The sequence below is a fragment of the Larkinella bovis genome, from assembly GCF_042655385.1.
Lineage (GTDB): Bacteria > Bacteroidota > Bacteroidia > Cytophagales > Spirosomataceae > Larkinella > Larkinella bovis.
This window is the reverse complement of the sequence record NZ_JBHSMA010000012.1, coordinates 32,666-57,989: the sequence shown is the minus strand read 5'-3', so window position 1 is coordinate 57,989 and position 25,324 is coordinate 32,666. Positions and strand designations below refer to the sequence as shown.

The window sequence follows — 25,324 nt, the reverse complement described above, 5'->3', positions numbered from 1 at the left end:
GTTATTTCAGCAGCAAATCCAGCAACTCGTCGCGCAGGTTGCCGATCTTACGGACATAGGGGCCATCGGTGAGCGTACCCAGGTTGGTTCCCAGAAAAACGTAGAGCTTTTTCTCCGGGAAGTAGTACAGGCCGCAACCGGCTCCCAGGCCCGCTCCACCGTGACCATAGGCCACCTGCCCGGAAAAATGCTCGAAATACAGGCCCATTCCGTAGCGGAACTCACCCTTCTGGTCCTTGACCCAGATGGTCATGGTCGTCATACTTTTGTCCGATAGTAGCTTCCCTTCAAACAGGCCCCGCAACAGCTTGACGTAATCCAGGGGCGAAGCCGTAATACCGTCGTCGCCCCGCAGCGAGTTTACATTGGCCTGCTGCATTTGGGAGACATTCTCGAGCTTCCCATTCCCAAACCGGTCGAAATAGCTGTTCACGACGTTCGGCTGCTGCTGGATCGCGTCATAAAACGTTTGATGGAGGGTTAGCGGAGTCAAAATGCTTTCCTGAATCAAGCGGTCGTAACTACCGGAAACCCGATCCGCAATGAGCGCCAGCAACAGGTAATTGGTATCCGAATACTCAAAATAACTGCCCGGTTTGAAAGCCAACGGCGCTTTCCGAATGTACGACAGATACTGCTCGGGTGTAAATGTCCGCAGCGGATGTTGCAGCAAAACCGTCACATAATCCGTGTCGAGCGAATACCCCGGAATGCCGGAGGTGTGGTTGAGCAGCATCCGGACAGTGATGGTGTGGGCCTCCGTGATGTAATCGCTGAATCGGGCGGGCAGGTACGTCGTCACCGGTTCGTCCAGCGCGATTTTTCCGGCTTCGACCAGCTTCAGAATACCGATGGCCGTATACAGTTTAGCCACGCTTTGGCCGTAGTGCAAATGGCATATTTGCAGGGCGGTTTTATCCTCCAGCCGGGCATAACCGGATGCACCAGCCCAGTATCCCTCCTCCGGCGTGAAAACCGCAATGGACATGCCGGGAATGCCATCGGCGGTGCCCCGGTCGAGCAGCGCCTGCAGGGCCTGCGCCCGGGAATAGGTGGAATTGAGGGGCGTCGATTCCGTGCAGGAAACCGCCGGAATGGTGTAATCGTTGGGCGCGCAGGATAGCAAACCGAGCAGCAGCGCTCCGGTAACAATAGACTTCATGGGGTGTGGTTAATAACTAAAAAGATGAATCCGGGAGCCAACCTGAATCAACTGGTTCGGCAAGAGGGGCACATCGGGGTTGTAGCCCGACAACACCAAAAACTGGTAGCTGACAAACGGTTCGAACATCGGTCGGATTTTGCTGCCCTGATAGCCTAGCGATACACCGAGCGGTACCAGCAGCATCCCTTTGCCCGACTGGCCGGACGACCTCCATTCGCCGTTTTTAAACACCAGCGTCGTGTTGGGATGGAAGGCAAAATGGTAGCCCAGACCCGCTTTCAGTTCCGTATAAACTGGACCAAAATGGGAGCGATACGCGGTTTGGGTCGCGATGAACAAGCCGTTTCCCGCGTTCCGGTTGTGGAAAAACCCGAGCTGAAGCTGCTGCAAAAGCGTACGCCGGCGGTTGTAGGAAACTTCGGTACCCAGGCTGATGCCAACATTGGAGAACGTACTTTTCAGATCCCGGAACGGCATCGAAACCGATTGGAACTGCAGGCTGACGAGCAGCGGCCAGTCCCGGCGGGCCGGTTCCGGGCTCGAATTGGGCTGCGCAATAACCGGCAATACCCCCAGTAAGCTACCCAGAAGAGTGGTTATTAACCTTGATTTTAACATGACGTATTTGATGTTTACTCCCGCAAACCTCCGTCACAAAACCCGCAAATTAGCGCCCGAAGTAGCATTTTATCGGTGAGATGTAGCAAAAACCGCCGTGAACGGTATTGAATTTAATCGACAGAAAACCATTTTTTAAAAACCGGTGCCCTCGTCCGGCTCACCTGAATGGTCTCCGGCAAACCGGCTATCGTTTTCAGTCGGACGTTGAGCTTGCCATTCTCCATCCGGTCGAAGGCCATCAGGCTTCGGCGGTGAAGAATATACTGGCGGTTGAGCCGGAAAAACCATTCGGCGGGCAGCTCGCTCTCCAGCCGATCCAGCGACTGCTCAACGACGTACCGCTTCTGCTGCACCGTCAGCACCATCGTGTAATCGCCCTCGACGTAAAAACCGGCAATGTCGTCAAACGGCAGGGCAATATTCTGTTTGCCCGACCGAACCATCAACCCCTCCTGCCGGATACGGAGGGCTTCCTGTTTGGTCTGGTCAGCCTCCCGAAACCGCTCGTAAAAATGGGCGCCGACGTAAATCCCGTTGATCGCCAAAATCCAGATGAAAAAGATAAAAATGTCGTGCGTGTAAAACGTGCGCGGGACGGGTTTATCCGTCGCCAGGGCGTTAATGATTTCAGTGGAAACCGCGATCACCAGAATCCCGGCGACCGAGGTAAGCACACACTGCGTCACCAGCCGCCGGGTCACTCCCCGCTCGTAGGGAATCCGGTGGTCCAGCCAGCGAATGATCGTCCGGATCGTCCACCAGGCCGCATACCCCTGAAGGGTGTCAATGAGAAATGTGGCCGGCAGCCGCCAGCCCGAAGGAATGTTCGTGTAGGTCAGGTAATAATTGAGGGCATTGATAAACGGCAACAGGATCAGAAACAGCGGAATATCCCGGCTATAGATCGAAGCAACTGGTTTTTTCATTGGCAACACGGCAGGTCGTACAAAAATAGGAAGCCTACCCAAAAGTCGATAAAACGATCGGCTTGCCCTTCATCCGTTGTTCACGATTTGATTGATTTAAATGACATAACCGCTGTTCAAGAGTTGAAATCTTGAACCCACCTGCTTAGGATTTGCAATCCAACAACAAACGGATCGCAAACCACCCTGTCTGACAATGGCCTGAAAATGACCATACCGGTTTTACTCTGATCGAAAAAATAGCCAATTGATTGATCGAATTTTACACTTCAGCCGGCTTTCTCTATAGCCAGAGTTGTTTTGGGGTCTACTTTACCAGCTTAAACTTTTTATTCACCAAACAACAAAAGTATGAAGCAACAAAATCCACATTTCCGCAACGGATTCTGGCATTCGCTCCGGTGGCTGTTCGTCGGGTGGCTGACGGTTTCGGTCGCGGCTGCGCAGTCTGTCAGCAAACAGATCATCGTCGATCAGTTCGGCTGGCGCCCCTCGGCCCGGAAGATCGTCGTGTTTGCCAACCCGATCAACGGGCAGAACAACCAGTCGTCCTACACGCCCGGCAGCCAGTTCCAGATTCGCCGATCGTCCGATAATACAACGGTTTTTACCGGCACTGTCACCACCTGGAACAACGGCAACCTGCACGACGATTCGGGCGACCGGGCCTGGCACGGTGACTTTTCGGGCCTGACGACGCCCGGCGCGTATTACGTCTACGACCCGACGAACAACCTGCGGTCGTACGAATTCGACATCCGCGACGACATTTACGCGGCCGCCCTGAAAGCATCGACCCGGACGTTTTATTACCAGCGATCCGGCACCTCGATTCCGGCGCAGTACGGCGGCAACTGGACCCACGGCCCGGCCCACATGCAGGACGCCAACGCGCTGCTCTACACCAGTTCGGCCCAGCCCGGCACGCAACGAAACGTCACCGGCGGCTGGTACGATGCGGGCGATTACAACAAGTACATCCCGTTTCTGAATCACACGCTCTGGAACCTCATGGTCGGCTACGAACTCCGCCCGACCGCTTTTACCGACAACACCAACATCCCGGAATCGGGCAATGGGGTGCCGGATTTGCTCGACGAACTGAAGTGGGAGCTCGACTGGATGCTGCGGATGCAGGCCGACAACGGTGGGGTGCACAGCCGCGTGACCGTCACGAGTTATGAAAATGGCTCGGACGACCCGGCCACGGATACGCAACCGCGGTATTACACCAACATCACGACCTGGTCGACCGCGACCTTTGCCGCCGTGATGGCCCATGCCGCCCGTTTGTACGGAAGCTACGCCGGGCAATACCCGGGTTATGTAACCACCCTCCGCACGGCGGCCGAGAAAGCCTGGACTTACCTGGAAGCCCACCCCTCGATGCTGCCCGCTTCCGGCACAGACGGAGCCTCAACGGCAGCTGCCGATGCGGGCTCCAACCCCGGCGACGACAAACGACGGCGGATTGCAGCCGCGGCCGAGCTGTTTTCAACCACCGGAGCCGAAAAGTACAAAGCGTTTTTCGATGTGCACTACAACGACGTGAGCGGCACCAGCGAGAACGGTTTTCACCCCTTCACCAATGGCCACCTCGACGCTTCGTTGTGCTGGGAACTGAATCGCGCTTATTACATCTACGCCAAAGCCAACGGTGCGACACCGGGCGTGGTGGCCGCACTCAAGGAAAAGTTCAAAAACACGATGGACTGGCCCGTCGAAGCGTACCACACCCAAAAATCCGATCCGTATCTCGGCTTTATGTGGACGGGTCATTACAGTTGGGGCTCCAACCTGCAAAAAGCGCTCTGGGCGCTCCTGCCCATTCTGGCGGTTGATCTGGACGTCAATCCGGCCAAAAATGACCTGTACCGGGAGATTGCGGAAGAGTATCTGCATTATTTCCACGGACGAAATCCATTATCGTGGACGTACCTGAGCAATATGGGGCCGCGCGGGGCAAATGCCGGGGCCGAAAACAGCGTCGATGAGTTTTACCACAGCTGGTTCCGCGATGGGTCGGCGCGGTATGATGGCGCTGCGTCGCAGTTTGGTCCCGCCCCCGGTTTTCTGGTTGGTGGTCCGAATGTGTATTACGGCGGAACGTCTTCTCCGCCCAAAAACCAGCCGGCCATGAAAGCGTACCGCAACTGGAACACGAGTTACCCCGAACCGTCGTGGGAAATTTCGGAACCGGCCATTTACAACCAGGCGGGTTATACGTTCCTGGTGGCGTATTTCACGAGTCCGGGCGGCACCACGCCCCCACCGGCGGTTTCGGCCTCCAGCAACAGCCCGGTTTGTGCCGGACAAACCCTGAACCTGGCCGTGGCCAATGCCCCCGCCGATGCAAGCTTCCGGTGGAGTGGCCCCAACGGTTTTTCATCCACAGCGGCCAATCCAGTCATTCCGAACGCAATAGCAACGGCTTCGGGAACGTACTCGCTGACGGTAACGCCGGCCGGCGGAACTCCGCAGGTCGTGACTACCGCCGTGACCGTGAACCCCGTACCAACCGCAACTGCTTCGAGCAACACACCGGTAACCGCCGGTCAAACGCTGACGCTGACAGCCGCCAACGCCGGAACCGGAGCGAATTATAGCTGGAAAGGCCCGAATGCCTTTGTAAGCAACGCGCAAAATCCGTCGATTGCCAACGTAACCACGGCGGCTTCGGGCACGTATACGCTAACCGTTGGTTTGAACGGCTGTTCGGCCACGACCCCCACGGTTGTTTCCGTAACGGGCACCAATCCGCAACCGGAGCCGTCGTCGCTGCTTATTTACGACGAAGCCCTCCAAACCGGTTGGGTCGACTGGTCGTGGAGCACCACCCGGAACTACAACGCAGCCTCCCCCGTATACAGCGGCAGCAAATCATTGGCCGTGCAGAACACGGCGGGCTGGGGCGCGTTGTACCTGCACGCCGACAACCCGATTTCGCTGGCCACGTATCCAAATCTGACCTTCCGGGTGCACGGCGGCCCCACCGGCGGGCAACGGATGCAGGTGGTCATCAACAGCAGCGGATCGTTCGTGTTTACGCCCCAGGCCAACCAATGGACGCTGGTGACGGTGCCGTTCTCGGCTTTTGGGAATCCGGCCACGCTGCGGGACATTTTTATTCAGGATGTAACGAACACTGCGCAGGCCCCGGTTTACTTCGACCTGATTCAACTGGGCTCGTCGGGTGACACCACGCCCCCACCGACGCCAACGGTTTCGGTATCGAGCAACAGCCCGGTTTGCGCGGGTCAACCGTTGAACCTATCGGCCACGGTGGCAAATATGGCAGCGGGCGCGACCTATAGCTGGGCCGGTCCGAACGGCTTTTCGGCTTCGGTACAAAACCCGGTTCTTACAAACGTGACGACGGCGGCTTCGGGCACCTACACGCTGACGGTGATCAGTAACGGCAATTCCTACACGGCCAGCACTGCCGTAGCCGTCAAACCCCTCCCAACTGCGACGGCATCCAGCAACAGCCCGGTTTCGACGGGGCAAACCATTACGCTGGCAGCCGCCAGCGCCGGAACGGGTGCCACGTACGGCTGGAGCGGACCGAATGGCTTTACGGCTTCGGTACAAAATCCGGCTCTTACGAATGCAACTCCGGCGGCTTCGGGCACCTATACACTGACGGTCAGCCTGAACGGTTGTTCCAGCACGGCCACGACCAGCGTCACCGTCATCGGCGGAACCACAGACCCAACGCCGGGCGGTTTGCTGATTTACGACGATGCACTAAAAACCGGCTGGCTCGACTGGTCGTGGAGCATCACGCGCAATTACGGCAACGCATCGCCCGTTAAAGCGGGTAGTAAATCGCTGGCGTTGCAGTATACGGCGGGTTGGGGCGGTTTGTACCTACACCCCAATCCGGCGGTGAACCTGTCGGGGTATTCGCAATTGCAGTTCTGGGTGCACGGCGGCCCCACGGCTGGGCAACAGTTCAAGGTCACGCTGAATTCGGGTTCGCAGGGCTATACGGTTCGCCCAACGGCCAACACCTGGACGCTGGTGAGCATTCCGTTGTCGAGCCTGGGCAGTCCGACCACCCTGAACGATCTCTTCTTTCAGGATACCGGCGGAGCAATCCATTCGGTTTTCTATATCGATAACCTCCAGCTTTCGGGAGCCAGCCCGGCCCGGCTGGCGTCGGCAGAACCCGATGGAAAACCGGCGGTTCAGATTTACCCCAATCCGCTCGGTCGGCAGACCGGCGTCGTCAACCTTTCATTGCGCGGTTTTCGACCCAATGAAACTGTTGTCGTGCAGCTAACCGATGCGCAGGGACGGATTTTGCGGCAACGCCCCCTGACGGTTTCGGGACCCGACCACGCGTTTCCGGTGGGCAGCTTAGCGTCGGGCCACTACCTGATTACCGTTCAGGGTGAAACGGCGCTGGTGACAAAGAAGCTCATCATTGAATAAAACCGGGCCTGGAGAAACGGGGTAGACAATTGCCTGCCCCGTTTTTTTGCTATTTTAGCAGCGTTTCACCCCGGTCAGTCTGCTTGAATCCGATGACGGAAATTTTCGAGAATATCCGGAAGCTGTACCAGTTCCACGTTCCTGATAACGAACTGGCCGACTTTATTGAGTTTTTTTCGGAGTCATCGGCTACGGAAACCTTCCGCCATGTCGCCAATAACCGCTTCAACATCCGAATGTTTCCCAGCTGGACGCCAACCTTTTACATCAATCTGGGGGAGCCGTATCAACTATCCGTCGGTCCGAGGAACTACCAGATCGGTTCACGCACGGATGTACTCATTTTGCGGAACACCCTGGTGGAGCGGTACAACCTGCCCACGGATCACATCCTGACGGTCAAATTTTTTCCGGGCGGACTGGAAGCCGTACTCGGTATCAATCAGGCGCAGTTGGCTGATCAGGTCGTGAATCTGGAAACCGTCCTGCCACCCGCCCTGCTGCAACACATCAAACAACGAGCGGTTTTTGAAGAACGGCTTGAACTGCTGCAACAATTCTTTCTGGAGCAGTTTCGGCTCCGAAAAAAAACCGATCATTACCGAACGATTGTGACGGACACCATCGGCACCTTCGGTGCCAGCGGCATGGAATTAAAAACAGGCCAACTGGCCGACCAGCTGTTTGTCACGTCCAAAACCATCAACCGCTATTTTAGCCGGGTGATCGGAACCCCACCTAAAACCTACCTCGCGACGGTCCGGACCCGGGCGGCCCTCACCGCTTATGTTGCCGACAAAAAGGCTTTTACGCCGTACGACTATGGTTATTTCGACATGAGCCATTTTTACAAGGACGTCATCAAATTTACCGGTCGAACCTTGCGGGAGAACATCGGGTAAAATGTCCGTTTTTTACTAAAATCGGTAGCGGTTTTCCCGTTGTTTTGTCGAAACATTCGGCACAATACAATGAACAAACGTTGGATCCGGAAGAGCCTGGTAGTAGGCCAGTTAGCCATTGGTATTGCCCAGGCACAGCCGGGCACCGTCCGTCCGCTTGAGCCCTGCGCCTGTCCGGTTGCGATTGACAGCAGTTTCCGCACCCGTTGCGCCTACCTGATCGTTCCCGAAAACCGGTCGAAGCAGAACGGAAAAACTATCAAACTTCCTTTCGTGCTGGTTGAAAGCAAGAACCCGAACAAAAAGAAAGACCCACTCCTGTTCACCGGTGGAGGACCGGGCGCCAGTTCGCTGGGCTGGGCCAAAGGGGCCGCCCAATCCCTGGTGATCAACGACCGGGATTGCATTGCCCTGGAGCAACGGGGAACCCGCTATGCCGTACCGCATCTATCCAGTCCCGAGCTGAGCGAGGCCATTAAAGAGTCGTACCGAAAAAACCTGAACAAAGACAGCATGATGGTGGTCGGCGTCAAACGCTACAAAAACGCGCTGGCAGCCCGGGGAATCGACCTGTCCGGTTATAATACGGACGAAACCGTGTCGGATATCCACGACCTGATCGCCACGTTACGGCTCGATTCCGTCAATCTGGCGGGCATCTCCTACAGCGGAGGGCTCATGCTGGCGGTTCTGCGGAAAGATCCGTCCCGTATCCGGTCGCTCATTCTGGACTCTCCGCTGCCGACGTTTGTCCCGATCGATGAAGATGAACCCGCCAATTTCAATGAGTCGCTCCAGATTCTGTTCGAACGCGTCGCCCGGGACTCGACCAACAAAACCGTATACGGGAATCTGAAAGAACGATTCCAGCAGTACTTCACGGCTATCGGTGGCAAAACCTTTTACATCCCGTATTTGGAGAAAGGCACGACCGATACCGTGCGCATTGCCTATACCCGCAGTGAGTTACTGGGCATTATCGTGAACACCAGCCTGAAACGACTCCCCCAGGTCATTACCGACCTCATCAAGGGCACTCATTATCCATACATCAAACGCTTCCTCGATGACACGTTCGAGTCCGGGAATGGGCCATCAGGCATGCGCCTGTCGGTGTATTGTGCGGACCAAACCGCTTATCACCGCGAAAAAATTAGCCAGCAGCTCTACGATGCGTTTCCGTATTTAAAGGGGTATCACATCAATGACGTATACAGGGAACTGTGTGACTGCTGGCAGGTGCCGCCCGTCAAACCGGAAACCAAGCAACCTTTTTATTCCAACAAACCGGCTTTGCTGGCCGATGGCGAACTGGATAACGCCTGCCGACCGCTTTATATCGACATGATTCATCATTACATGCCCAACAGTCAGCGGCTGTTGTTCCGGAATAAGGGACATGGCGTGGGCGGGCCGGAGATGACCCGGTTTATGCAGTCCTTTCTGACAAATCCGTACCAGAAACTCGAATCGGCCAGTCCCGACATTGTGGTTTATTGACGCCCTGTGCAGGACTTTTGCGATGTAAATCGTAACCGTTGTGGCCGCTTCAATACCCTAAAAACGGTCTGATCGTCGTCGCCCAGGCTTCGGGAAACAAAACCGCCCGGGCGGTTTTCAGAAACGCATCCAGCGGTTCTTCAAACAGCGATTCGGCCTGCCAGATCCCCAGCAGTTTGTCCAGATGCTGTTCGCCCGTCGGATTGATCAGGGTGGGGTACGGACGCCAGCCGAAGGTTTCCGGATGATGGTCCCTGACCAGTTTGATAAAAGCCATCGCCGAAAAAACCGGCCTTACCCGGGCCGCATCGCAGACGTGAAACTGTACCCCCCGGCACAACTGGTTCGCGTATTTGCCCTCCTGTGGGGTAAAGATCAGCGCCCGGGCCACCACACCCGGCACTTGCAGAGCGTTGAACCGGGCAACCAACGTGGTGGCCTCCAGCCAGGGTGCACCCGCCACCCGAAACGGCAGGGCGGTGCCGCGTCCTTCGCTGAGATTGGTCGCTTCGAGCAGCCCCAGACCGGGATACAGCAGAGCCGCTTCCCGACTGACCATAGCGGGTGACGTGGGCACGAAAGAGGGCTGCCAATCCGCCTGAAACCGGGAACGCTTCCAACCTTCCACCCGGATAACCGTCAAATCGAGGGTCGGCAGCCGCTGGTGTTGCCAGAACCGGGCCAGTTCGCCAAACGTGCAGGAATGCCGGACAGGAATCGACCACCGGCCGATGAACGATGCGCAGCGGCTTTCGTCCAGCATGGGGCCTTCTGCCCGCGCCAGCGTACCGGAAAGCGGATTCGGCCGGTCGAGCAGCAGGAGCGGTTTCTGGTGTTCCGCGCAGGCTTCCATCACGTACGTCAGCGTCCAGAGGTAGGTATAAAACCGGCAGCCCACGTCCGGCAAATCCACGACAACGGCGTCGAGATCCGCCAGATCGCCGGCGGCAGGCCGGAGTTGGTCGCCGTACAAACTAATGACCGGCAAGCCCGTCAGCGGGTCGGTTCCGTTGGGCATGAAACGACCGTCGGCGCCGACGGTTTCCAGGCCGTGTTCGGGCGAAAACAGCCGGACCAGTCGAAAACCGGCGGTTTGCAGGGCCTGTCGGGACGGGGTGTAAGCCGAGGTGGTAGCCGCGTGGTTGGTTACCAGCGCCAGCTTCTTCGACCGAAAATCACGCCATTGATCCAGAAAAACATCAATTCCCAGCCGGACGGCCATACGGTTTTACTTCTTCTTTTTCTTCTTCCGGCTCATGACAAACTCCTCGGCTTCTTTCATCAGCGCCTTGAGGTCAAACGAGGCTTCCGCGCTGGTATCGACGGTTTCCTCGTAGGTGTCTTTGTCGAGGGCCACCACCGTGATGGGCTTGGTCAGAAACTGCTCGATTTCGTCCAGAATCGGTTTTTCTTCGGGACTGCAAAACGAAAACGCCTGCCCTTTCTGCGTGCCCCGCCCCGTTCGTCCCACGCGGTGAACGTAATTCTCGGGTTGTTCGGGCAAGTCATAATTGACGACATAATCCACATTCGGAATATCGATCCCACGCGCGCTGATATCGGTGGCAATCAACACCTTCACCGCGCCCGTCCGGAATTGGTTGAGCACCTGCAAACGGTCTTTCTGCTCCTTGTCACCGTGGATGGTTTCACTCGGAATACCCACCCGCGCCAAGGCTTTCAGGACGCGTTCGGCCCGTATTTTTGTCCGGACGAAGACCAGAATCTTGCTGTCGGCGTGTTCCTTAATGAGCCGTTCCAGAAAAAACCGCTTGTCGTCCATCCCGACCATGACCACGGAATGGTCGATATTTTTCGCCACCGGATCTTTGGGCGAAATCTGAATCCGGATCGCATTATGCACCAGCGAGTACGCCAGTTTCTTGATTTTCTCGTTGATTGTGGCCGAAAAAAACAGCGTCTGCCGTTTCCGGGGCAGAAACTTCATCAGGTCCTGAATGTCTTTGATAAACCCCAGATCAAGCATATGGTCGGCTTCGTCCAGGATCAACACCTCCACCCGCTGCAACCGGATGTATCCCTGACTGACCAGATCAAACATCCGGCCCGGCGTCGCAATCAGGATGTCAATGCCCGCTTCCAGTTGCTGAATCTGTGGCCCCTGCTCCACCCCACCGTAAACGCAAAATACTTTCAGATTCAGATGGCGGGCAATCTGCTCAAACACACCCGCAATCTGTAGCGCCAGTTCGCGGGTGGGCACCATCACGAGGCACTTGATGCCCTCGGATCGGCGCGACGTTTTCCGTTCGTAAAGCATGCTGACGACCGGGATGGCAAAAGCCGCCGTTTTCCCCGTGCCGGTCTGGGCAATCGCCAGCACATCTTCGCCCTTCAGAATCGGCGGAATCGACTTAAATTGAATGTCAGTGGGCTTTTTGAAGCCCAGACTTTCCAGGTTCCGTTTGATTTCGGGAGCAATTGAATAATCGTCAAATTTCATGGTAGGTATCCGTTGGAATCCGGGCCGCGGGCGTGTTCCGCCCGTTGGGAATGCGAATTAGGGAAATAGTTTCGAAAAACCGTTCCAACCTTTTTGGTTTTGCCCGAATCCTATTCCCAAACAACAGATACTTGATGAATAAGTTTCCGCTTCCCGGCCTCATCGCCGGATTGGCGGTCTGGCTGCTGGTCCTCTCGTTGCCCGGCTGCCAGACCGCCGAACGGATTTCACCCGATCCGGTTTCCCAATCCGACTCCGTCGTTTTGTATACCACCGGCCAGTCCCTGGATACCCCGGCCCGGCGTTACGTGGCGGTTTACTGGGAAAACCAGCGACTCCACCGACTGGAGATGGGCACGGCCCGCGAAACCGGCTGTTACGGCCTCCAAAAACAGGGAAACGACCTCTACATCGCCGGGTATTTTGTCGACCCGGACGACGACCGCACAAAACCGTGTTACTGGCAGAATGGCCGTAAAATAGACCTGCCACTGCCGGGTGACCTGGCATTCGATAAAGCCGGAGCCCGTGACCTTGTTTTTTTTCAGGGCGCCCTGTATTTGCTGGGCGATATTGATTTCCAGCCGGTTCTGTGGAAGATCCAGCCGGGTTCGGCCCCGAAACGGATCGTTCTGAAAGGATCTCCGCAGGCGGTGGCGGGTGGTGAACTGAGCACCGGCAACCTGGCCGTGTACAATAATCAATTGTTCGTTGGCGGAGTACAGGTGTTGGAAACCGACGGCCAGCCGGTGGTGCATCCCGGGTATTGGACGGTCGACCCGAACGATATCGTCCGGTTCGAAGAGACAGACAACCAGCCGGTTAAATCGCTATCCTTTTTTATTTTACCCAGTGAACAGGGCGTTTTTATCGCCGGGGAGCGCAATGACCTTCGTGACCGCTCGGCACCGACGCCGACCATCTGGAAAAACAAAACCCGGTTTTCCCTGCATCAGCCGGTCGATCCGGCTTCGCAACGCCTGCACGAAATGGCCCTTGATAGCCGGGGCAATCTCCACCTGAATATCCTGGATTACCGGCGGCAACTGCCGGTCGTCTGGCAAGTCAGCCCCACAGGCGCTGTCACTGAAACACTATTACCGGTTCCAACGGGTTCCACACGGGCGTTCTGCCAGAACCTCGCCCTGCACGACGACACGCCTTTTTATAGCGGATCCTACGAATTAAACGGCGATTTCCACGCCTGTTTCTGGATCGGCAACCAGCGCACCGAAATGGAAACGCTCAACGGCGGTTTTCTGACGCTCGCCCGAACCATTGCCGTTCCGGTCAAAAACTGACGTCTACCAGTCAGCCAACAAAAAACCACCTCCGTTGCGCACAGAGGTGGTTTCCCCGGTTGATCTCCAATCGCCTTATTCAGCCGCCGGCGTGTTCATCACCACCGACCGCGTTGGAGCCGCTACCGGTTGGGTGGCCACGTTTACGGTTTTGCGGATGGCTCCCTGGGCGGATTTAAACTCCAGTTCATAGGCCCCATCGGCCAGGTTTTTCACATCCAGCTTGGCGGCATATTTCAATTCTTTTTTCGAAATCGTTTCCTGAAACAGGATTTCTTTCTTGTCGTTGCGCAGCAACACCATTACCGATTCGGGAGCTGATTTGACGACGGACAGCCGGATTTTGTTTTCGGCCGTTACATACGTGCTGACTTCAAACGGTAGGGCTTTGGGAGCTGCATTGGTTTCTCCCCCATTGACAGATGCGCTTACCAGCGCGGCACAAATCAGGTTACTCAGTACATTTAACATGGCGTTCGTTGTTTAGTATTTGTTGTTGTTTATGAAATTGAAATTTGTTGTTTACATGTTCGATTACTCAAAATTCAAATGCTGTGCCAATTTAACAAAACGTTAATAATCAGTCATTTACACAATTACTCAAGAGCTCTCACTGTACGATCCCGGACATTTGTTGTTCACTGCCGGACAAACGGACCGGCGAATAGTGCCGTTTAAGCGGTGGGGTTGTCTGCCTTGGTCGATACAAATATGGGCTACAACGTACCTGTAAATCAATCGACTACCCGCTAAAATCGCTAAAATCCGGGTTGAAGTGCTGCGAAGAGTGGTTAAAACCGTCGGCCCGATTGGGCGACCGATGGTGAACATCCTGCTCGCACTCGGTCGTTTGTCTTTCGCGGCCCGATTCTGTAGTTTTGGTTACATCAACAAACCGCTACTCCTATGAGACTTTCATACACACTTCTGATAGCCAGCATGTTACTAACGATACGTGAGTCAGCAAACGGACAACCTGCTGCGGACAACCCTTTTTTCAGTGCGTACCAGACGCCGTTTGGTGTTCCGGCTTTCGATAAAATTAAGGCTGAACACTTCGAGCCGGCTTTTGACGAAGGCATCAGACAACAAACCGCCGACATTGCCCGGATCACCGGCCAGACGCAGGCCCCAACGTATGCCAACACCATCGAAGCTCTCGAAGCGAGCGGAGATTTGCTCAGTCGGGTGAGTACGGTATTTTTCAATCTCAACAACGCTAATACGAGCGATGCCCTACAGAGAATAGCCCAGTCGATTGCCCCGAAACTCGCCAAAAACGGTGATGATATCGCCCTGAACCCGGTTTTATTCAAGCGCGTCAAAGCCGTATACGACCGGCGCAACCAACTCAAACTGACCGGCGAGCAGCAACGTCTGCTCGAAAAAACGTATAAAAATTTCGTACGGGGCGGAGCCGCCCTCCCGGCCGGCAAGCAGGAACAGCTGCGAAAAATCAACGAGGAACTGTCGGTGTTGACCCTGAAATTTGGTCAAAACCTGCTGGCCGAAAACAACGCCTACACGCTGGTGATCGACAAGCCGGAAGACCTCAGCGGTTTGCCCGCTTCGCTGGTTAGCAACGCGGCTGAGGAAGCCAAAAAGCGGGGGCAAACGGGAAAGTGGGTTTTTACGCTGCAGAATCCGAGCATCATGCCGTTTTTGCAATATGCCGATAATCGTGCACTCCGCGAGCAGATTCTGAAGGCTTACCTCGAACGCGGCAACCACAACGACGCCCGCGACAACAAGGCGATCATGACCCGGATGGTCCGGCTCCGGGCCGAAAAAGCGCAGTTGCTCGGATACGCCAACCACGCGGCTTTTGTGCTCGAAGAAAGCATGGCCTCCACCCCGGCCAAAGTGAGCGACCTGCTGAACCAGCTCTGGGAGGCCGCCCTGCCCGTCACCCGACAGGAAGCCGCCGACTTGCAGGCGCTGATGGATAAAGAAGGGCGCAACCAGAAACTGGCCAGTTGGGACTGGCGGTATTATGCCGAAAAACTCCGCCAGGAAAAATACGCCCTGAATACCGAGGAACTGAAACCGTATTTCTCGCTCGACAACGTGCGCGAAGGCATTTTCCTGCTGACCAACCGGCTCTACAGCCTGCGTTTCGAACTTCGGAAAGATCTGCCGGTTTACCACGACGAAGTGCTGGCCTACGAGGTCAAAGAAGCCGACGGGCGACACGTCGGGGTTCTGTACATGGATTTTCACCCGCGCGCCAGCAAACGGGGCGGAGCCTGGATGACCAGCTACCGGCGGCAGGAAGTGGAAAAAGGCCGGAAAATCGCGCCGGTAATTTCCATCGTCTGCAACTTTTCGCGCCCGTCGGGCGACACTCCGGCCCTGCTCACGCTGGAAGAAACCCGGACGTTCTTCCACGAATTTGGCCACGCCCTGCACGGTTTGCTGTCGAATGTAACCTACGCCAGCCTGTCGGGCACGTCGGTACCCCGCGATTTTGTCGAACTACCGTCGCAAATCATGGAAAACTGGTCGGAGGAAGCGCAGATGCTGAAACTCTACGCCCGGCATTACAAAACCGGGGAGGTACTGCCGGACGCGCTGATCGAGAAAATCAACAAAAGCAGCCTGTTTAACCAGGGCTTTGAAACCACCGAATACCTGGCGGCTTCGCTCCTCGACATGGCCTACCACACGCTGACGCCCGACCAGACACCGACCGACGTGCTAGCCTTTGAGAAACAGTCGATGGATAAAATCGGGCTGATCGAACAGATTCCTCCGCGGTACCGCAGCACGTACTTTCAGCACATCTTCGCGGGCGGGTATTCGGCAGGTTATTACAGCTACATCTGGTCTGCGGTGCTCGATGCCGATGCGTTTGAAGTCTTCAAACAAAAGGGATTATTTGATCAGAAATCCGCCCAGTCGTTCCGCAAAAACGTGCTCGAGCGGGGCGGCACCGACGAACCGATGACGTTGTACAAAAATTTCCGGGGTGCCGAACCCGATATCAAACCGCTGCTCCGTCGCCGGGGCTTGCTGAAGGTGTTGTAACGGATCAACCTAAAGTCGGCTGCTGATCGGGATTTGAAATCCCGATCCTGACTGGTAAGGATTTGTAATCCGAACCGAGAAGCAACAAGGCCGATTCCAAATCGGCTACAGGCGCGATCGGGATTTCAAATCCCGATCGGCAGCTCATACACGCAATACTCCAGACCTGTAAAACATAAACCCCGACAATGACTAAATACATCCTTTCCCTGCTCGTCACTTGTTCGCTGGTTGCCTGGACCATCGACGAGGTTCCGCAAGCCGTCATTACGAACGGTCCCGTGAAAGCAACGCTGTATCTGCCCGACACGGCAACCGGTTATTACCGGGGCACCCGCTTCGACTGGGCGGGGGTCATTGCGAATCTGGAGTACAAAGGCCATACGTATTTCGGGCAATGGTTTCCGCACTACGATCCGTACCTGCACGACGCCATCATCGGGCCGGTCGAAGCCTTCGATCCGCTGGGCTACGACCAGGCCAAACCCGGCGAGTTGTTCGTCAAGATTGGCGTGGGCAGCCTGCGGAAAATCGACAACGAACCGTATAAGTTTGTGGCCCCGTATCAACACGTGAACAAGGGAAAATGGTCGGTTCAGCCCAAAGGTGATCAGGTCCGGTTTACGCACGTACTCAAGGAGGCTGCCGGGTATTCTTACGAATACGAGAAAATCGTCAAACTCACCAAAGGCAGGCCCGAACTGGTGCTGGAACACCGGCTGAAAAACACCGGAAAACAGCGCATCGAAACCGCCGTCTACAACCACAATTTTCTGGTGATCGACCAGCAGCCGTCGGGACCGGATTTTCGGATGCAGTTTCCGTTTGCCATCCAGCCAACCGGCGACCTGAAGGATATCCTCGCCAGCACGGCCCGGGGACTGACGTTCCGGCGTCCATTGCAAAACCGGGAGAGCATTTACACGCTGATTGAAGGCTACGGACCCACTGCCACCGATTACGACATTCGGGTTGAAAATACAAAAACCGGCGCGGGCGTCCGGATTCGGGCCGACCGTCCGATTGCCAAACTGGCGTTCTGGTCGAACCCCCAAAACCTGTCGCCCGAACCGTATATTGCCATCAATGTCGAACCGGGCAAGGAATTTACCTGGCAAATCCGGTACGAATTTTACACCATGGAGCGGTAACCGTTTCCGTCCCTATTTTTCAGCAAAAGGTCAGATTTTATCTGGCCTTTTTTGGTTTGGCAAAGTCCAGCGGGCCGGTTTTTGTCGTTTCGAAATCGCCCCATTCACACACCGTTTGATAAGTCGTTTGGCAACGCGACAACTTTTACAAGTACCTTGGCAGTCAAGCACAACGCCCGATTTTATCGCTATTCCTCCCGAAAGACACGCCATCCAACCCGATGCAAACGAATCGTTTTTCACCCTTTAACCGGAAGAAAAAATGGAACCTGCAAAACCGAAACTCTATGCCCTGCTGGTGGGCATCAACGAATACCGTGGGGATTTAATTCTGCCCGGCCAGGTGACGTTTCCCGCGCTGGGCGGTTGCGTGGCCGACGCCCGGAAAATCAACCGGTATCTACAAACCGATCCGGCTTTTGTGCCGGATATTCTCTTTTTACAAGACAGCCAGGCCGATAAAGCCAGCGTGGTCAAGGCGTTTCGCGAACACCTCGGCCAGGCCCGGGAAGGCGACGTGGCCCTCTTCTATTTCTCCGGCCACGGCACCCAGGAGTGGGCCGACACCACCGTCTGGAAAAACGAAAGCGATGGCCGGCTGGAATGCATCGCCTGTTACTACGACGAACAAACCGCTGGCGAATTCCTCCTGTCGGACAAGGAATTACGGTATTTAATCCATGAACTGGCGGCCCGAAAACCGCACATTGTCACCATTTTCGACTGCTGTCATTCGGGCGACAATACCCGCAACGGCACGCTGGTGCAAACCGTTTTCCGGAACGAAGCGCCGAGAGAAAAACGAATTCCGTTTGTGTTTCCCAAACGGCCCTGGAACCAGTTTATTTTCGGACAAACCCTTCCGGCCGACACGGTTCGCCAGCAGGGCGATGCCATTGCCCTGCCCGAAGGAACTCACATTCAATTGGCAGCCTGCGAATCCGACGAATCGGCGGTGGAAGTAGCGGGTGAAGGCGTTTTTACCAAAACCCTGCTGGACGTGCTGCGTAGCTCGGCGGGTGATCTGAGTTACTATACCTTACGAAGCCGCGTACAGCAGTATCTGCGAAACGTGTTCGAGCAAAAACCGCGCATTTACGTGGCCAACGGCGACGATGCCCTACTCTTTACCCCCTTCCTCAACCGTCCCGGTCAGGGAAGTCCGTCGGCGCTGGGCGAAGTAACCTATAACCAGAGCCTCGGCTGGCAGTTGAGCCTGGGAGCCATTCACGGCATTACGGCCGAAACCGGCACCATCACGGTTTTCAACCCCGACGATCCGGCCCGAAAATACCCGGCGAAAGTCGACGCGATCCGGGTCGATTCGACACAGCTGCGTTTTGATCCGGCGGTGAACCTGAATCCGAATGCAGTTTATCAGGCCACCATCGACGGTCTGATGACGCAGCCGCTGCCCGTCACGATCAAAAGCCGGGGTAGTTTACCAGAAGAACAGGCCAAACTCCTGAACCAACTCGCCAGCGGAAGCGGTGGACAGATTGTTGCCGAAGAAGACGAAAACCGGGCGAAGTACGTAGTTCACGATCAGGATGGCCGCTACTACATCACGTATCCTCACGATCCCTACCGTCCGCTCACGAAGGTCATCGAAACCGCGTCGAACACCGCCGTACCGGAACTGCTCGACCAGTTGAAACACCTGTCGCGCTGGGAGTTCATGCACAACCTGAGCAATACGGGCCCCAACCGCCTGACCGGCCAACCGCTGACGGTGGAATTTTTCCAGGTCGGAGCCGATGGGCACCCGGCCCCGATCCACCTATCGGATGGCGTGATCCCCATTGAATACGAGCGCATTAACGGCAAATGGAAAAGTACGATCCAGGTTAAAATTACGAACCCGACGAAAACCGACCTCTACTGCGCGGCCTTGTACCTCTCGTCCACGTTCGAGTCCTTCACCGGTTTTCTGCCCAATAAACCGTACCTACTGGAATCCGGTAACTCGGTCTGGCTGGGGCTCAAAGGCGGCCAGGTGTTGCCCGCCAGCCTGCCCGACGCCATACGGGCCTACAACTGGCCGTCGCGGCTGGAGCATCTCAAACTGATCGTCAGCACCGAAATTTTCGACCCGCAGGCCTTGACCCTGGCCACGCTTCCCGACCCGCCCATGCCCGGCGATTTGGATCGGGGCGAAACCAAACGGGGCGGATTTGCCACGGAGGACGTATCCCGGGAGCCCATTCAACTGACGGGCTGGACCACGCAGTCGTATACGCTGAAGCTAATCAATCCGGAACCGAACATCGTTGACGAATCCGAACTGAATGCGCTCTTGCACGACCCGGTAACCACACCGTTTGCGCTGGGCCTCTATTTCGATGTAGAATCGGGCCCGAACTGGCAACCCGATTACAAGCTCAAACCGGGCATTCAGGTTCGCGGTTCGGCCCAGCTCGACGAACGGGGACTGATCCAGGATTGGGGCCTTGATCTGGCCAATTCCGTTGCCCGCCGACTGCGCAACCAGCATTACGCGCAGGTTATCCGGCAGTACCCCAACCGCGTCCGGCTGGTGTCGGAGGGCGATTCGTGGTTCCAGCATCCGCTTGTAACCGACACCATCGACCATCTGTCGCGGGCGTTTGCCATCTATTGCGTGGCCGCTGCGGGCGATACGCTGCGCAACTACCAGAAAACCGGCGAATACCTGAATGCCATCGACGAGCAAAATCCGGCCCTGTTCCTCATCAGCGGGGGCGGCAACGATATTCTGGGCGAACAATTCCGGTTTTTCCTGAACGACAACCCGGATCTGAGTGAAGCCCCCGGCCAGAATCCGGGCCGGTTTTTGAATGCTAAGCTATCGGCCGAGCTCGATACCCTGCGCGACATTTATAAAGCGATGTTCGGTCATTTGCAAGTTCACAAACCGAAACTGCACATTCTGGTCCACGGCTACGATTACGTCATTCCGTTGAGCGTCACGAACAAAGGCTGGCTCGGGCGGTACATGATCGAGAAAGGAATCCACCGGCACGAAGACCGGTTTGCGATCATCCGGTTTATTCTCGATGAATTCAACAAACGGCTGAAAGCGGTAGCGTCCGGCTTCAGCAACGTGTCGTACATCAACGTCCGGAACACCGTCCGGGCCGATCAGTGGTACGACGAAATTCACCCGAACGCCGACGGTTTTCAGCAGGTAGCCATGAAGTTCATGGAACGCATCAACGCCATTCTGGCCACGCAGCCGGACCTGATGCAACCACTACCCCAGAACCGCAGCGGGTACAAGCTGGCCAAACCGCCGGAAAAACCGCGTGGCCGGGGCATCACGATCGACCTGACCCATGTCGAATACGAACGCGATCCGAACCGGCCCAGTGGAGCCAGCTTGCCCAACGTTCCGATTATGGAGTCTCCAAAACCCGCACCGGGCAGCAGCTCAGGTCTGCGCGAAGGACAACTGGAGTATGACATTCCCGGTTCGATGAAAGTCAATGAGACAACCGCCTGCACGGTTCGGATTGCGGGAAAAGAGGTAGCCGCTGAGCTGCTGAAAATCAGCGAAACCAGTGTGCACCAGGGCATTACCATCGGCGACGAAATGAGCGTCCGGCTGGTCGACAGTTCCGGGGGCGATTATTTCAAGATTACGACCACCAGCACCGAGCGGCAGGCCATCTGGGAAGGCGACGACACGCAGTGGAAGTTTTTTGTCCGTCCGCTGAAAACCGGCCGCCACCCGCTGCTCCTCCAGATTACGGTTCATCAGGGCAATCGGTCCCGGGATCTGGACGTGCTGGAGAAAGAAATTCTGATCAACAGCGACGCTCCCGACCCCGCTCCGTCTGCCGACGCCAAAACCTGGAAACGCATTTTATTCCTGTCGGCCAACCCCGTAACCGAAGAACCGCTGCGGCTCGGTGCCGAAGCCCGCGAGATTCAGGACGAACTGCGGGGCAGTGAGGGCATTCTTTTTTCGACCAGCCTGGCCGTGACGCCCCGCACGCTGACCCGTTCCATTTTGCAGGAAAAACCGACCATTGTGCATTTCAGCGGCCACGGCACCACGGACGGTTTGTGTCTGGAAACGGAAAGCGGGCAACTCAAAACCGTAAGCGCCGATGCCCTGGGGCGGCTTTTTGCGGTTTTCGACGATTCGGTGCAGTGTGTGCTGCTCAACGCCTGCTACTCCGAACCACAGGCCCGGGCCATCGGCGAACACATTCCGTACGTGATCGGCATGCAACGCTCCATCGGCGACGAAGCCGCCATTGCGTTTTCTGCCACCTTTTACCAGGCCCTCGGTGCCGGTCTGTCGATTGTCGATGCCTACGAACTCGCCGTGGCCGGTATGGGGCTACAGGACGACCGCCAGGCCGATATTCCGGTGTTATTGCAAAAACGTTAAGGAGCGGTTTTTAAACCGACACCACGGGCTCCGGTCAGCGGTTTTATTCGCCGACCGGAGCCAGTAAGGCAATTTTGCCGTCCATCGTCGTCACCAGCACCCGGTTCTGGTTCAGGGGCCAGACGCGGTTGAGCATGGCGTTCGAAAGTTTGTGCGACCAGAGCAGCCGGCGGTTTGGGCGGTCGATCGTGTACAGCGCGCCTTCGTCGGTCGGAACGTAAATCAATCCGTCGCGTTCGCTGATGGGCCCCGGACTAATTTCGTACCCAAACTGGCAATTGACAAACCACGCGCCCTGTCCGTCGGCCGAGTTCGTCGGAATGGCCCAGACCGAATCCTGCATGCACTTGACGTAAATCAGGGATTGATCGGCGGATACACCCATCGACTCGAAGCCTTTGTGCTGACTGGTTTTCCAGATTTCCTGCCCGGTTTCGGTATCGATGGCGGTCACGGTGCGGTCGGGCGTCTGGATGAAAATCCGGTTATTGACCACCACCGGCACACAGGCTGCGGGCGAGAAATTGCGAACTTTGCCGTTGGTCCACCGCCAGACCGAATCGCCGGTTTGTTTGTTCAGGGCGTATAGCGACGATCCCCACGACCCGAAATAGACGCGGTTTTTATCCACCACCGGCACCGATTCGACAAACCCTTTCACCCCGCTGAACGTCCATTTGACCGAACCGTCGGCTAGCGAGAGCGCCCGGAATTTCCCTTCGGAACTGCCGATAAAAACCGTACGGCGGTCGATCAACGGAGAAGCCACAATCGGTTTGCCGGTTTCGTGTTTCCAGCGCACTTGCCCGGTTCGCTTGTCGAGGCAATAAATGGTGCCGTCGGTGGAGGCTACCACCACCCGGTTTTTCTGAATGGCGGGCGTCGAATACACTTTCCCACCCGTCGCAAACCGCCAGCGGACGGCCCCGTCGGTCGTGGCCAGTGCGACAATCTGCCCCCGGGTGTTGGGGTAAATGCAAAAACCGTCGCTTTCGACAAGGCCCGCGCCGATGTCACTGCTGTCCTGTTTGGCCCAAACCGCCCGGATGTTGGCAAACTGGTCGTTCATCCGGTACGAAGGACGCGGGAAGGACACCGTCGGCTGCTGGCTGAAATGGTGGTTTTCGAGCCGAATGGTCCGCCAGACCGGCCTGGTCCCGACCCCGGGTGTCCGTTCGGCGAAGGTCATCGTGTCGTTTTGAATCGTTACGAGGTTGTACCCGCCCACGGCCTCTTTCGCGCGCAGGTTGGAGCGCCCCATCGTGCCCGGAATGCCTTCGAAATCCAGTTCGCGGTTGGCGTGGCCGTGGCCGCAAAAAGCCGCCTGGACATTCACTTTCTTGAGTTCATCGATCAGCAGGTACCAGTTTTCCAGCGATTCATCGAGCGGGTAATGGTTCATAAAAATCACCGGCTGATCGGAACCCTGCAGCTTTTCGACCTCGGCCCGCAGCCAGAGAACGTCCTCGCGGGCCACCAGCCCCGGCGACATCCGCATGTTGGGGCCGCTCCCGCAGCCGATAAACCTGTATTTTCCGGCATTGAACGCAAACCGCTCGGCTCCGAACACGTTCCGGAAACTGTTGCAGCCATTCTCCGACCACTTGGTGTCGTGGTTGCCGGGAAAAATATACCACGTCTTGTTCAGTCCGTCCAGAATCCGTTTGGCCGTCTGCAATTCCTCGTCGGAACCAAAATCGGTCACGTCTCCCGTAAAAACCGCAAAGTCGAGATCGGCCTGGGCGTTGATGTCGTTCACCGTGCGTTGCAGGTCTTCGACGGCGGTGGCGGGGGCACCGATGTGGGTATCGGTCACAAACGCAAACCGGATGGGTTGGGCCAGCACCGACCGGAAACCGACCAGCCCTAGTAAGAGAAAGAAAACATTCTTCATACCGCAAAGTACGAAGACAAAAACAGAAACCACCGCTTCGTCGAAAACCGGCGGCTGGATAGATAAATGCTGGGAAGTCGCGGGCAATTTCCTATCTTTTGGTTTCAAATTGACTTTTCATGGATTGCCTGACTGCCCTGAAAACCAATCCGACGTTCCAGTCGGTGCCGGAGGAACAGCTGCGCTGGCTGGTCGATCATTCCGACTGCCAGACGTACCCCGCCGACACCATTCTGTACAAACCCGGCGACCGGACCGACCACTTCCTGCTTGTGCTGGAAGGCCATATCCGGTTTTACGTCAACGACCAGGAAATCCGGTTTTCGGAACCAGGTTCGCTGGAAGGTGTCCTGCCGTTTTCGCGGATGGTGGAATCGCTGGCGTTCTGGAAAACCCTCGACCCAACGACACTGCTGGCCCTGCACCGCGACCATTTCCGCGAAATGATCCAGACGCAGTACGAACTGACCGAAACGCTGGTTCACGCCATGACGACGCGGGTTCGGGAAACGACGCGCGTTTTGCAGCAGAACGAAAAAATGCTGTCGCTGGGCCGGATGTCGGCCGGTCTGGCCCACGAGCTGAATAACCCGGTTTCGGCGGTGGTCCGAAGCGCCAATACGCTGAAAGCCCACCTGCACAACACGCCCCAGCGGTTTAAAGAGGTGATGACGTTGTGCGTCACCGACGAGATGATTGATCGGGCGGGCGAGCTGTTGTTCCGCAAAATGAACGAACAGGGCAAAGGCAAACGCCTGACACTGCTCGAACGCAGCAGCCGGGAAGACGAACTGCTCGACTGGTTCGACGACAATCAGGTGTCGGACGGCGACGATCTGACCGAATCTCTGATCGATTTCGGTTTTACGACCGACGATCTGGATGCGCTGCTGTCGGATCTGGAACCGGCGGCCCGGACGACCATTCTGAACTGGATTGTCAATAATCTGGCAACCGAGCGGCTGGTCAACGACATTGAAACGGCTTCGCAGCGCATTGCCACGCTGGTCGATGCCATCAAGGCGTACTCGCACATGGACCGTGGCACGGGCCGGGAGCCAATCCGGGTTTGTGAAGGCATCGACAGCACCCTGGTGTTGCTGAAACACAAGCTGAAAGCCAAAAACATTGTCGTAGACGTGGATATCCCGGACGATTTGCCACTGGTTGATGCCTTCGCGAGCGAACTGAATCAGGTCTGGACCAACCTGATCGACAACGCCATCGACGCCATGAACGACGGGGGCCACTTGCAGATTTCGGGCGAAGTCGATCACGAGTTTGTACTGATTCGCGTCATCGACGACGGCGCGGGCATTCCGACCGCCAGTCTGGATCATATTTTCGACCCGTTTTATACCACCAAACCCCCGGGGCAGGGAACCGGCCTTGGTCTCGACATCGTGCAGGGCATCATCCGTCGCCATAACGGCCGGATTTACGTTCAATCAAAACCGGGCCGAACCGAATTTAAAGTATGTTTACCGATGAAGGGTGAAAAGGAAAAAAGGAAGCACGAAGCCCGGAGTCTGATGGATTTAAACGAATGAACCTGGCC

The 25,324-nt window shown here is 56.4% G+C and carries 15 protein-coding genes; 8 read left to right on the top strand and 7 right to left on the bottom strand.

What is annotated here, in order from left to right; genetic code table 11:
• Position 1: 1 nt before the first annotated feature.
• The 3 genes from ACFPMF_RS23790 to ACFPMF_RS23780 form a co-directional block, all read right to left on the bottom strand.
• Positions 2-1,162 (bottom strand): serine hydrolase domain-containing protein, encoded by a 1,161-nt coding sequence (locus ACFPMF_RS23790; protein ID WP_379849815.1) that lies wholly within the window; start codon positions 1,160-1,162, stop codon positions 2-4.
• Between the two features lie 9 nt (positions 1,163-1,171).
• Complete coding sequence (locus ACFPMF_RS23785) at positions 1,172-1,783, bottom strand: hypothetical protein (RefSeq protein WP_379849813.1); 612 nt, start codon at positions 1,781-1,783, stop codon at positions 1,172-1,174.
• Between the two features lie 113 nt (positions 1,784-1,896).
• Entirely contained in the window at positions 1,897-2,712 is an 816-nt protein-coding gene (locus ACFPMF_RS23780) for a LytR/AlgR family response regulator transcription factor (RefSeq protein WP_379849811.1), read from the bottom strand.
• A 351-nt stretch (positions 2,713-3,063) separates the two neighbouring features.
• Here ACFPMF_RS23780 and ACFPMF_RS23775 point away from each other — a divergent pair, with 351 nt between their 5' ends.
• From ACFPMF_RS23775 to ACFPMF_RS23765, 3 genes are all read left to right on the top strand, one after another.
• Positions 3,064-7,149, top strand: coding sequence for a glycoside hydrolase family 9 protein (locus ACFPMF_RS23775; protein WP_379849809.1), 4,086 nt, complete (start codon positions 3,064-3,066; stop codon positions 7,147-7,149).
• Between the two features lie 92 nt (positions 7,150-7,241).
• Positions 7,242-8,051, top strand: coding sequence for an AraC family transcriptional regulator (locus ACFPMF_RS23770; RefSeq protein WP_379849807.1), 810 nt, complete (start codon positions 7,242-7,244; stop codon positions 8,049-8,051).
• A gap of 69 nt (positions 8,052-8,120) precedes the next feature.
• Entirely contained in the window at positions 8,121-9,551 is a 1,431-nt protein-coding gene (locus tag ACFPMF_RS23765; RefSeq protein WP_379849805.1) for an alpha/beta fold hydrolase, read from the top strand.
• 49 nt (positions 9,552-9,600) lie between these two features.
• Here ACFPMF_RS23765 and ACFPMF_RS23760 read toward each other — a convergent pair whose 3' ends face one another.
• Positions 9,601-10,773 carry an exo-beta-N-acetylmuramidase NamZ family protein gene (locus ACFPMF_RS23760; protein WP_379849803.1) on the bottom strand — a complete coding sequence of 391 codons (1,173 nt, stop codon included), beginning with the start codon at positions 10,771-10,773 and terminating at the stop codon, positions 9,601-9,603.
• 6 nt (positions 10,774-10,779) lie between these two features.
• Positions 10,780-12,015, bottom strand: a complete 1,236-nt coding sequence (locus ACFPMF_RS23755) for a DEAD/DEAH box helicase (protein WP_379849801.1) — start codon at positions 12,013-12,015, stop codon at positions 10,780-10,782.
• Between the two features lie 134 nt (positions 12,016-12,149).
• On the opposite strand from ACFPMF_RS23755, the gene ACFPMF_RS23750 reads away from it, so the two are divergent.
• The gene (locus ACFPMF_RS23750; protein WP_379849799.1) at positions 12,150-13,316 is read left to right on the top strand and encodes a hypothetical protein; all 1,167 of its coding nucleotides are present in this window, start codon (positions 12,150-12,152) and stop codon (positions 13,314-13,316) included.
• Positions 13,317-13,391: 75 nt separating this feature from the next.
• On the opposite strand, the gene ACFPMF_RS23745 is transcribed toward ACFPMF_RS23750, so the two are convergent.
• Positions 13,392-13,787, bottom strand: a complete 396-nt coding sequence (locus ACFPMF_RS23745; RefSeq protein WP_379849797.1) for a DUF3244 domain-containing protein — start codon at positions 13,785-13,787, stop codon at positions 13,392-13,394.
• Positions 13,788-14,255: 468 nt separating this feature from the next.
• Between ACFPMF_RS23745 and ACFPMF_RS23740 the strand changes: the two genes are divergently transcribed.
• The 3 genes from ACFPMF_RS23740 to ACFPMF_RS23730 all read left to right on the top strand — a co-directional run bounded on the left by ACFPMF_RS23740 (position 14,256) and on the right by ACFPMF_RS23730 (position 21,872).
• Positions 14,256-16,343 (top strand): M3 family metallopeptidase, encoded by a 2,088-nt coding sequence (locus ACFPMF_RS23740; RefSeq protein WP_379849795.1) that lies wholly within the window; start codon positions 14,256-14,258, stop codon positions 16,341-16,343.
• A gap of 188 nt (positions 16,344-16,531) precedes the next feature.
• Positions 16,532-17,494: a hypothetical protein gene (locus ACFPMF_RS23735; RefSeq protein WP_379849793.1), complete on the top strand. Its 963-nt coding sequence runs from the start codon at positions 16,532-16,534 to the stop codon at positions 17,492-17,494.
• A gap of 262 nt (positions 17,495-17,756) precedes the next feature.
• Positions 17,757-21,872 carry a caspase family protein gene (locus ACFPMF_RS23730; RefSeq protein ID WP_379849791.1) on the top strand — a complete coding sequence of 1,372 codons (4,116 nt, stop codon included), beginning with the start codon at positions 17,757-17,759 and terminating at the stop codon, positions 21,870-21,872.
• Between the two features lie 43 nt (positions 21,873-21,915).
• On the opposite strand, the gene ACFPMF_RS23725 is transcribed toward ACFPMF_RS23730, so the two are convergent.
• The gene (locus ACFPMF_RS23725; protein ID WP_379849790.1) at positions 21,916-23,766 is read right to left on the bottom strand and encodes an outer membrane protein assembly factor BamB family protein; all 1,851 of its coding nucleotides are present in this window, start codon (positions 23,764-23,766) and stop codon (positions 21,916-21,918) included.
• 119 nt (positions 23,767-23,885) lie between these two features.
• Here ACFPMF_RS23725 and ACFPMF_RS23720 point away from each other — a divergent pair, with 119 nt between their 5' ends.
• Positions 23,886-25,316 carry a sensor histidine kinase gene (locus ACFPMF_RS23720; RefSeq protein WP_379849789.1) on the top strand — a complete coding sequence of 477 codons (1,431 nt, stop codon included), beginning with the start codon at positions 23,886-23,888 and terminating at the stop codon, positions 25,314-25,316.
• Positions 25,317-25,324 lie beyond the last annotated feature (8 nt).

What these genes read in the sequence shown, in the direction of transcription:
- ACFPMF_RS23750 (WP_379849799.1), top strand. Translation starts at nt 12,150, where the DNA reads ATGAATAAGTTTCCGCTTCCCGGCCTCATCGCCGGATTGGCGGTCTGG.
- ACFPMF_RS23775 (WP_379849809.1), top strand. Translation starts at nt 3,064, where the DNA reads ATGAAGCAACAAAATCCACATTTCCGCAACGGATTCTGGCATTCGCTC.
- ACFPMF_RS23780 (WP_379849811.1), bottom strand. Translation starts at nt 2,712, where the DNA reads ATGAAAAAACCAGTTGCTTCGATCTATAGCCGGGATATTCCGCTGTTT.
- ACFPMF_RS23760 (WP_379849803.1), bottom strand. Translation starts at nt 10,773, where the DNA reads ATGGCCGTCCGGCTGGGAATTGATGTTTTTCTGGATCAATGGCGTGAT.
- ACFPMF_RS23790 (WP_379849815.1), bottom strand. Translation starts at nt 1,162, where the DNA reads ATGAAGTCTATTGTTACCGGAGCGCTGCTGCTCGGTTTGCTATCCTGC.
- ACFPMF_RS23755 (WP_379849801.1), bottom strand. Translation starts at nt 12,015, where the DNA reads ATGAAATTTGACGATTATTCAATTGCTCCCGAAATCAAACGGAACCTG.
- ACFPMF_RS23720 (WP_379849789.1), top strand. Translation starts at nt 23,886, where the DNA reads ATGGATTGCCTGACTGCCCTGAAAACCAATCCGACGTTCCAGTCGGTG.
- ACFPMF_RS23735 (WP_379849793.1), top strand. Translation starts at nt 16,532, where the DNA reads ATGACTAAATACATCCTTTCCCTGCTCGTCACTTGTTCGCTGGTTGCC.
- ACFPMF_RS23785 (WP_379849813.1), bottom strand. Translation starts at nt 1,783, where the DNA reads ATGTTAAAATCAAGGTTAATAACCACTCTTCTGGGTAGCTTACTGGGG.
- ACFPMF_RS23765 (WP_379849805.1), top strand. Translation starts at nt 8,121, where the DNA reads ATGAACAAACGTTGGATCCGGAAGAGCCTGGTAGTAGGCCAGTTAGCC.
- ACFPMF_RS23730 (WP_379849791.1), top strand. Translation starts at nt 17,757, where the DNA reads ATGGAACCTGCAAAACCGAAACTCTATGCCCTGCTGGTGGGCATCAAC.
- ACFPMF_RS23770 (WP_379849807.1), top strand. Translation starts at nt 7,242, where the DNA reads ATGACGGAAATTTTCGAGAATATCCGGAAGCTGTACCAGTTCCACGTT.
- ACFPMF_RS23725 (WP_379849790.1), bottom strand. Translation starts at nt 23,766, where the DNA reads ATGAAGAATGTTTTCTTTCTCTTACTAGGGCTGGTCGGTTTCCGGTCG.
- ACFPMF_RS23745 (WP_379849797.1), bottom strand. Translation starts at nt 13,787, where the DNA reads ATGTTAAATGTACTGAGTAACCTGATTTGTGCCGCGCTGGTAAGCGCA.
- ACFPMF_RS23740 (WP_379849795.1), top strand. Translation starts at nt 14,256, where the DNA reads ATGTTACTAACGATACGTGAGTCAGCAAACGGACAACCTGCTGCGGAC.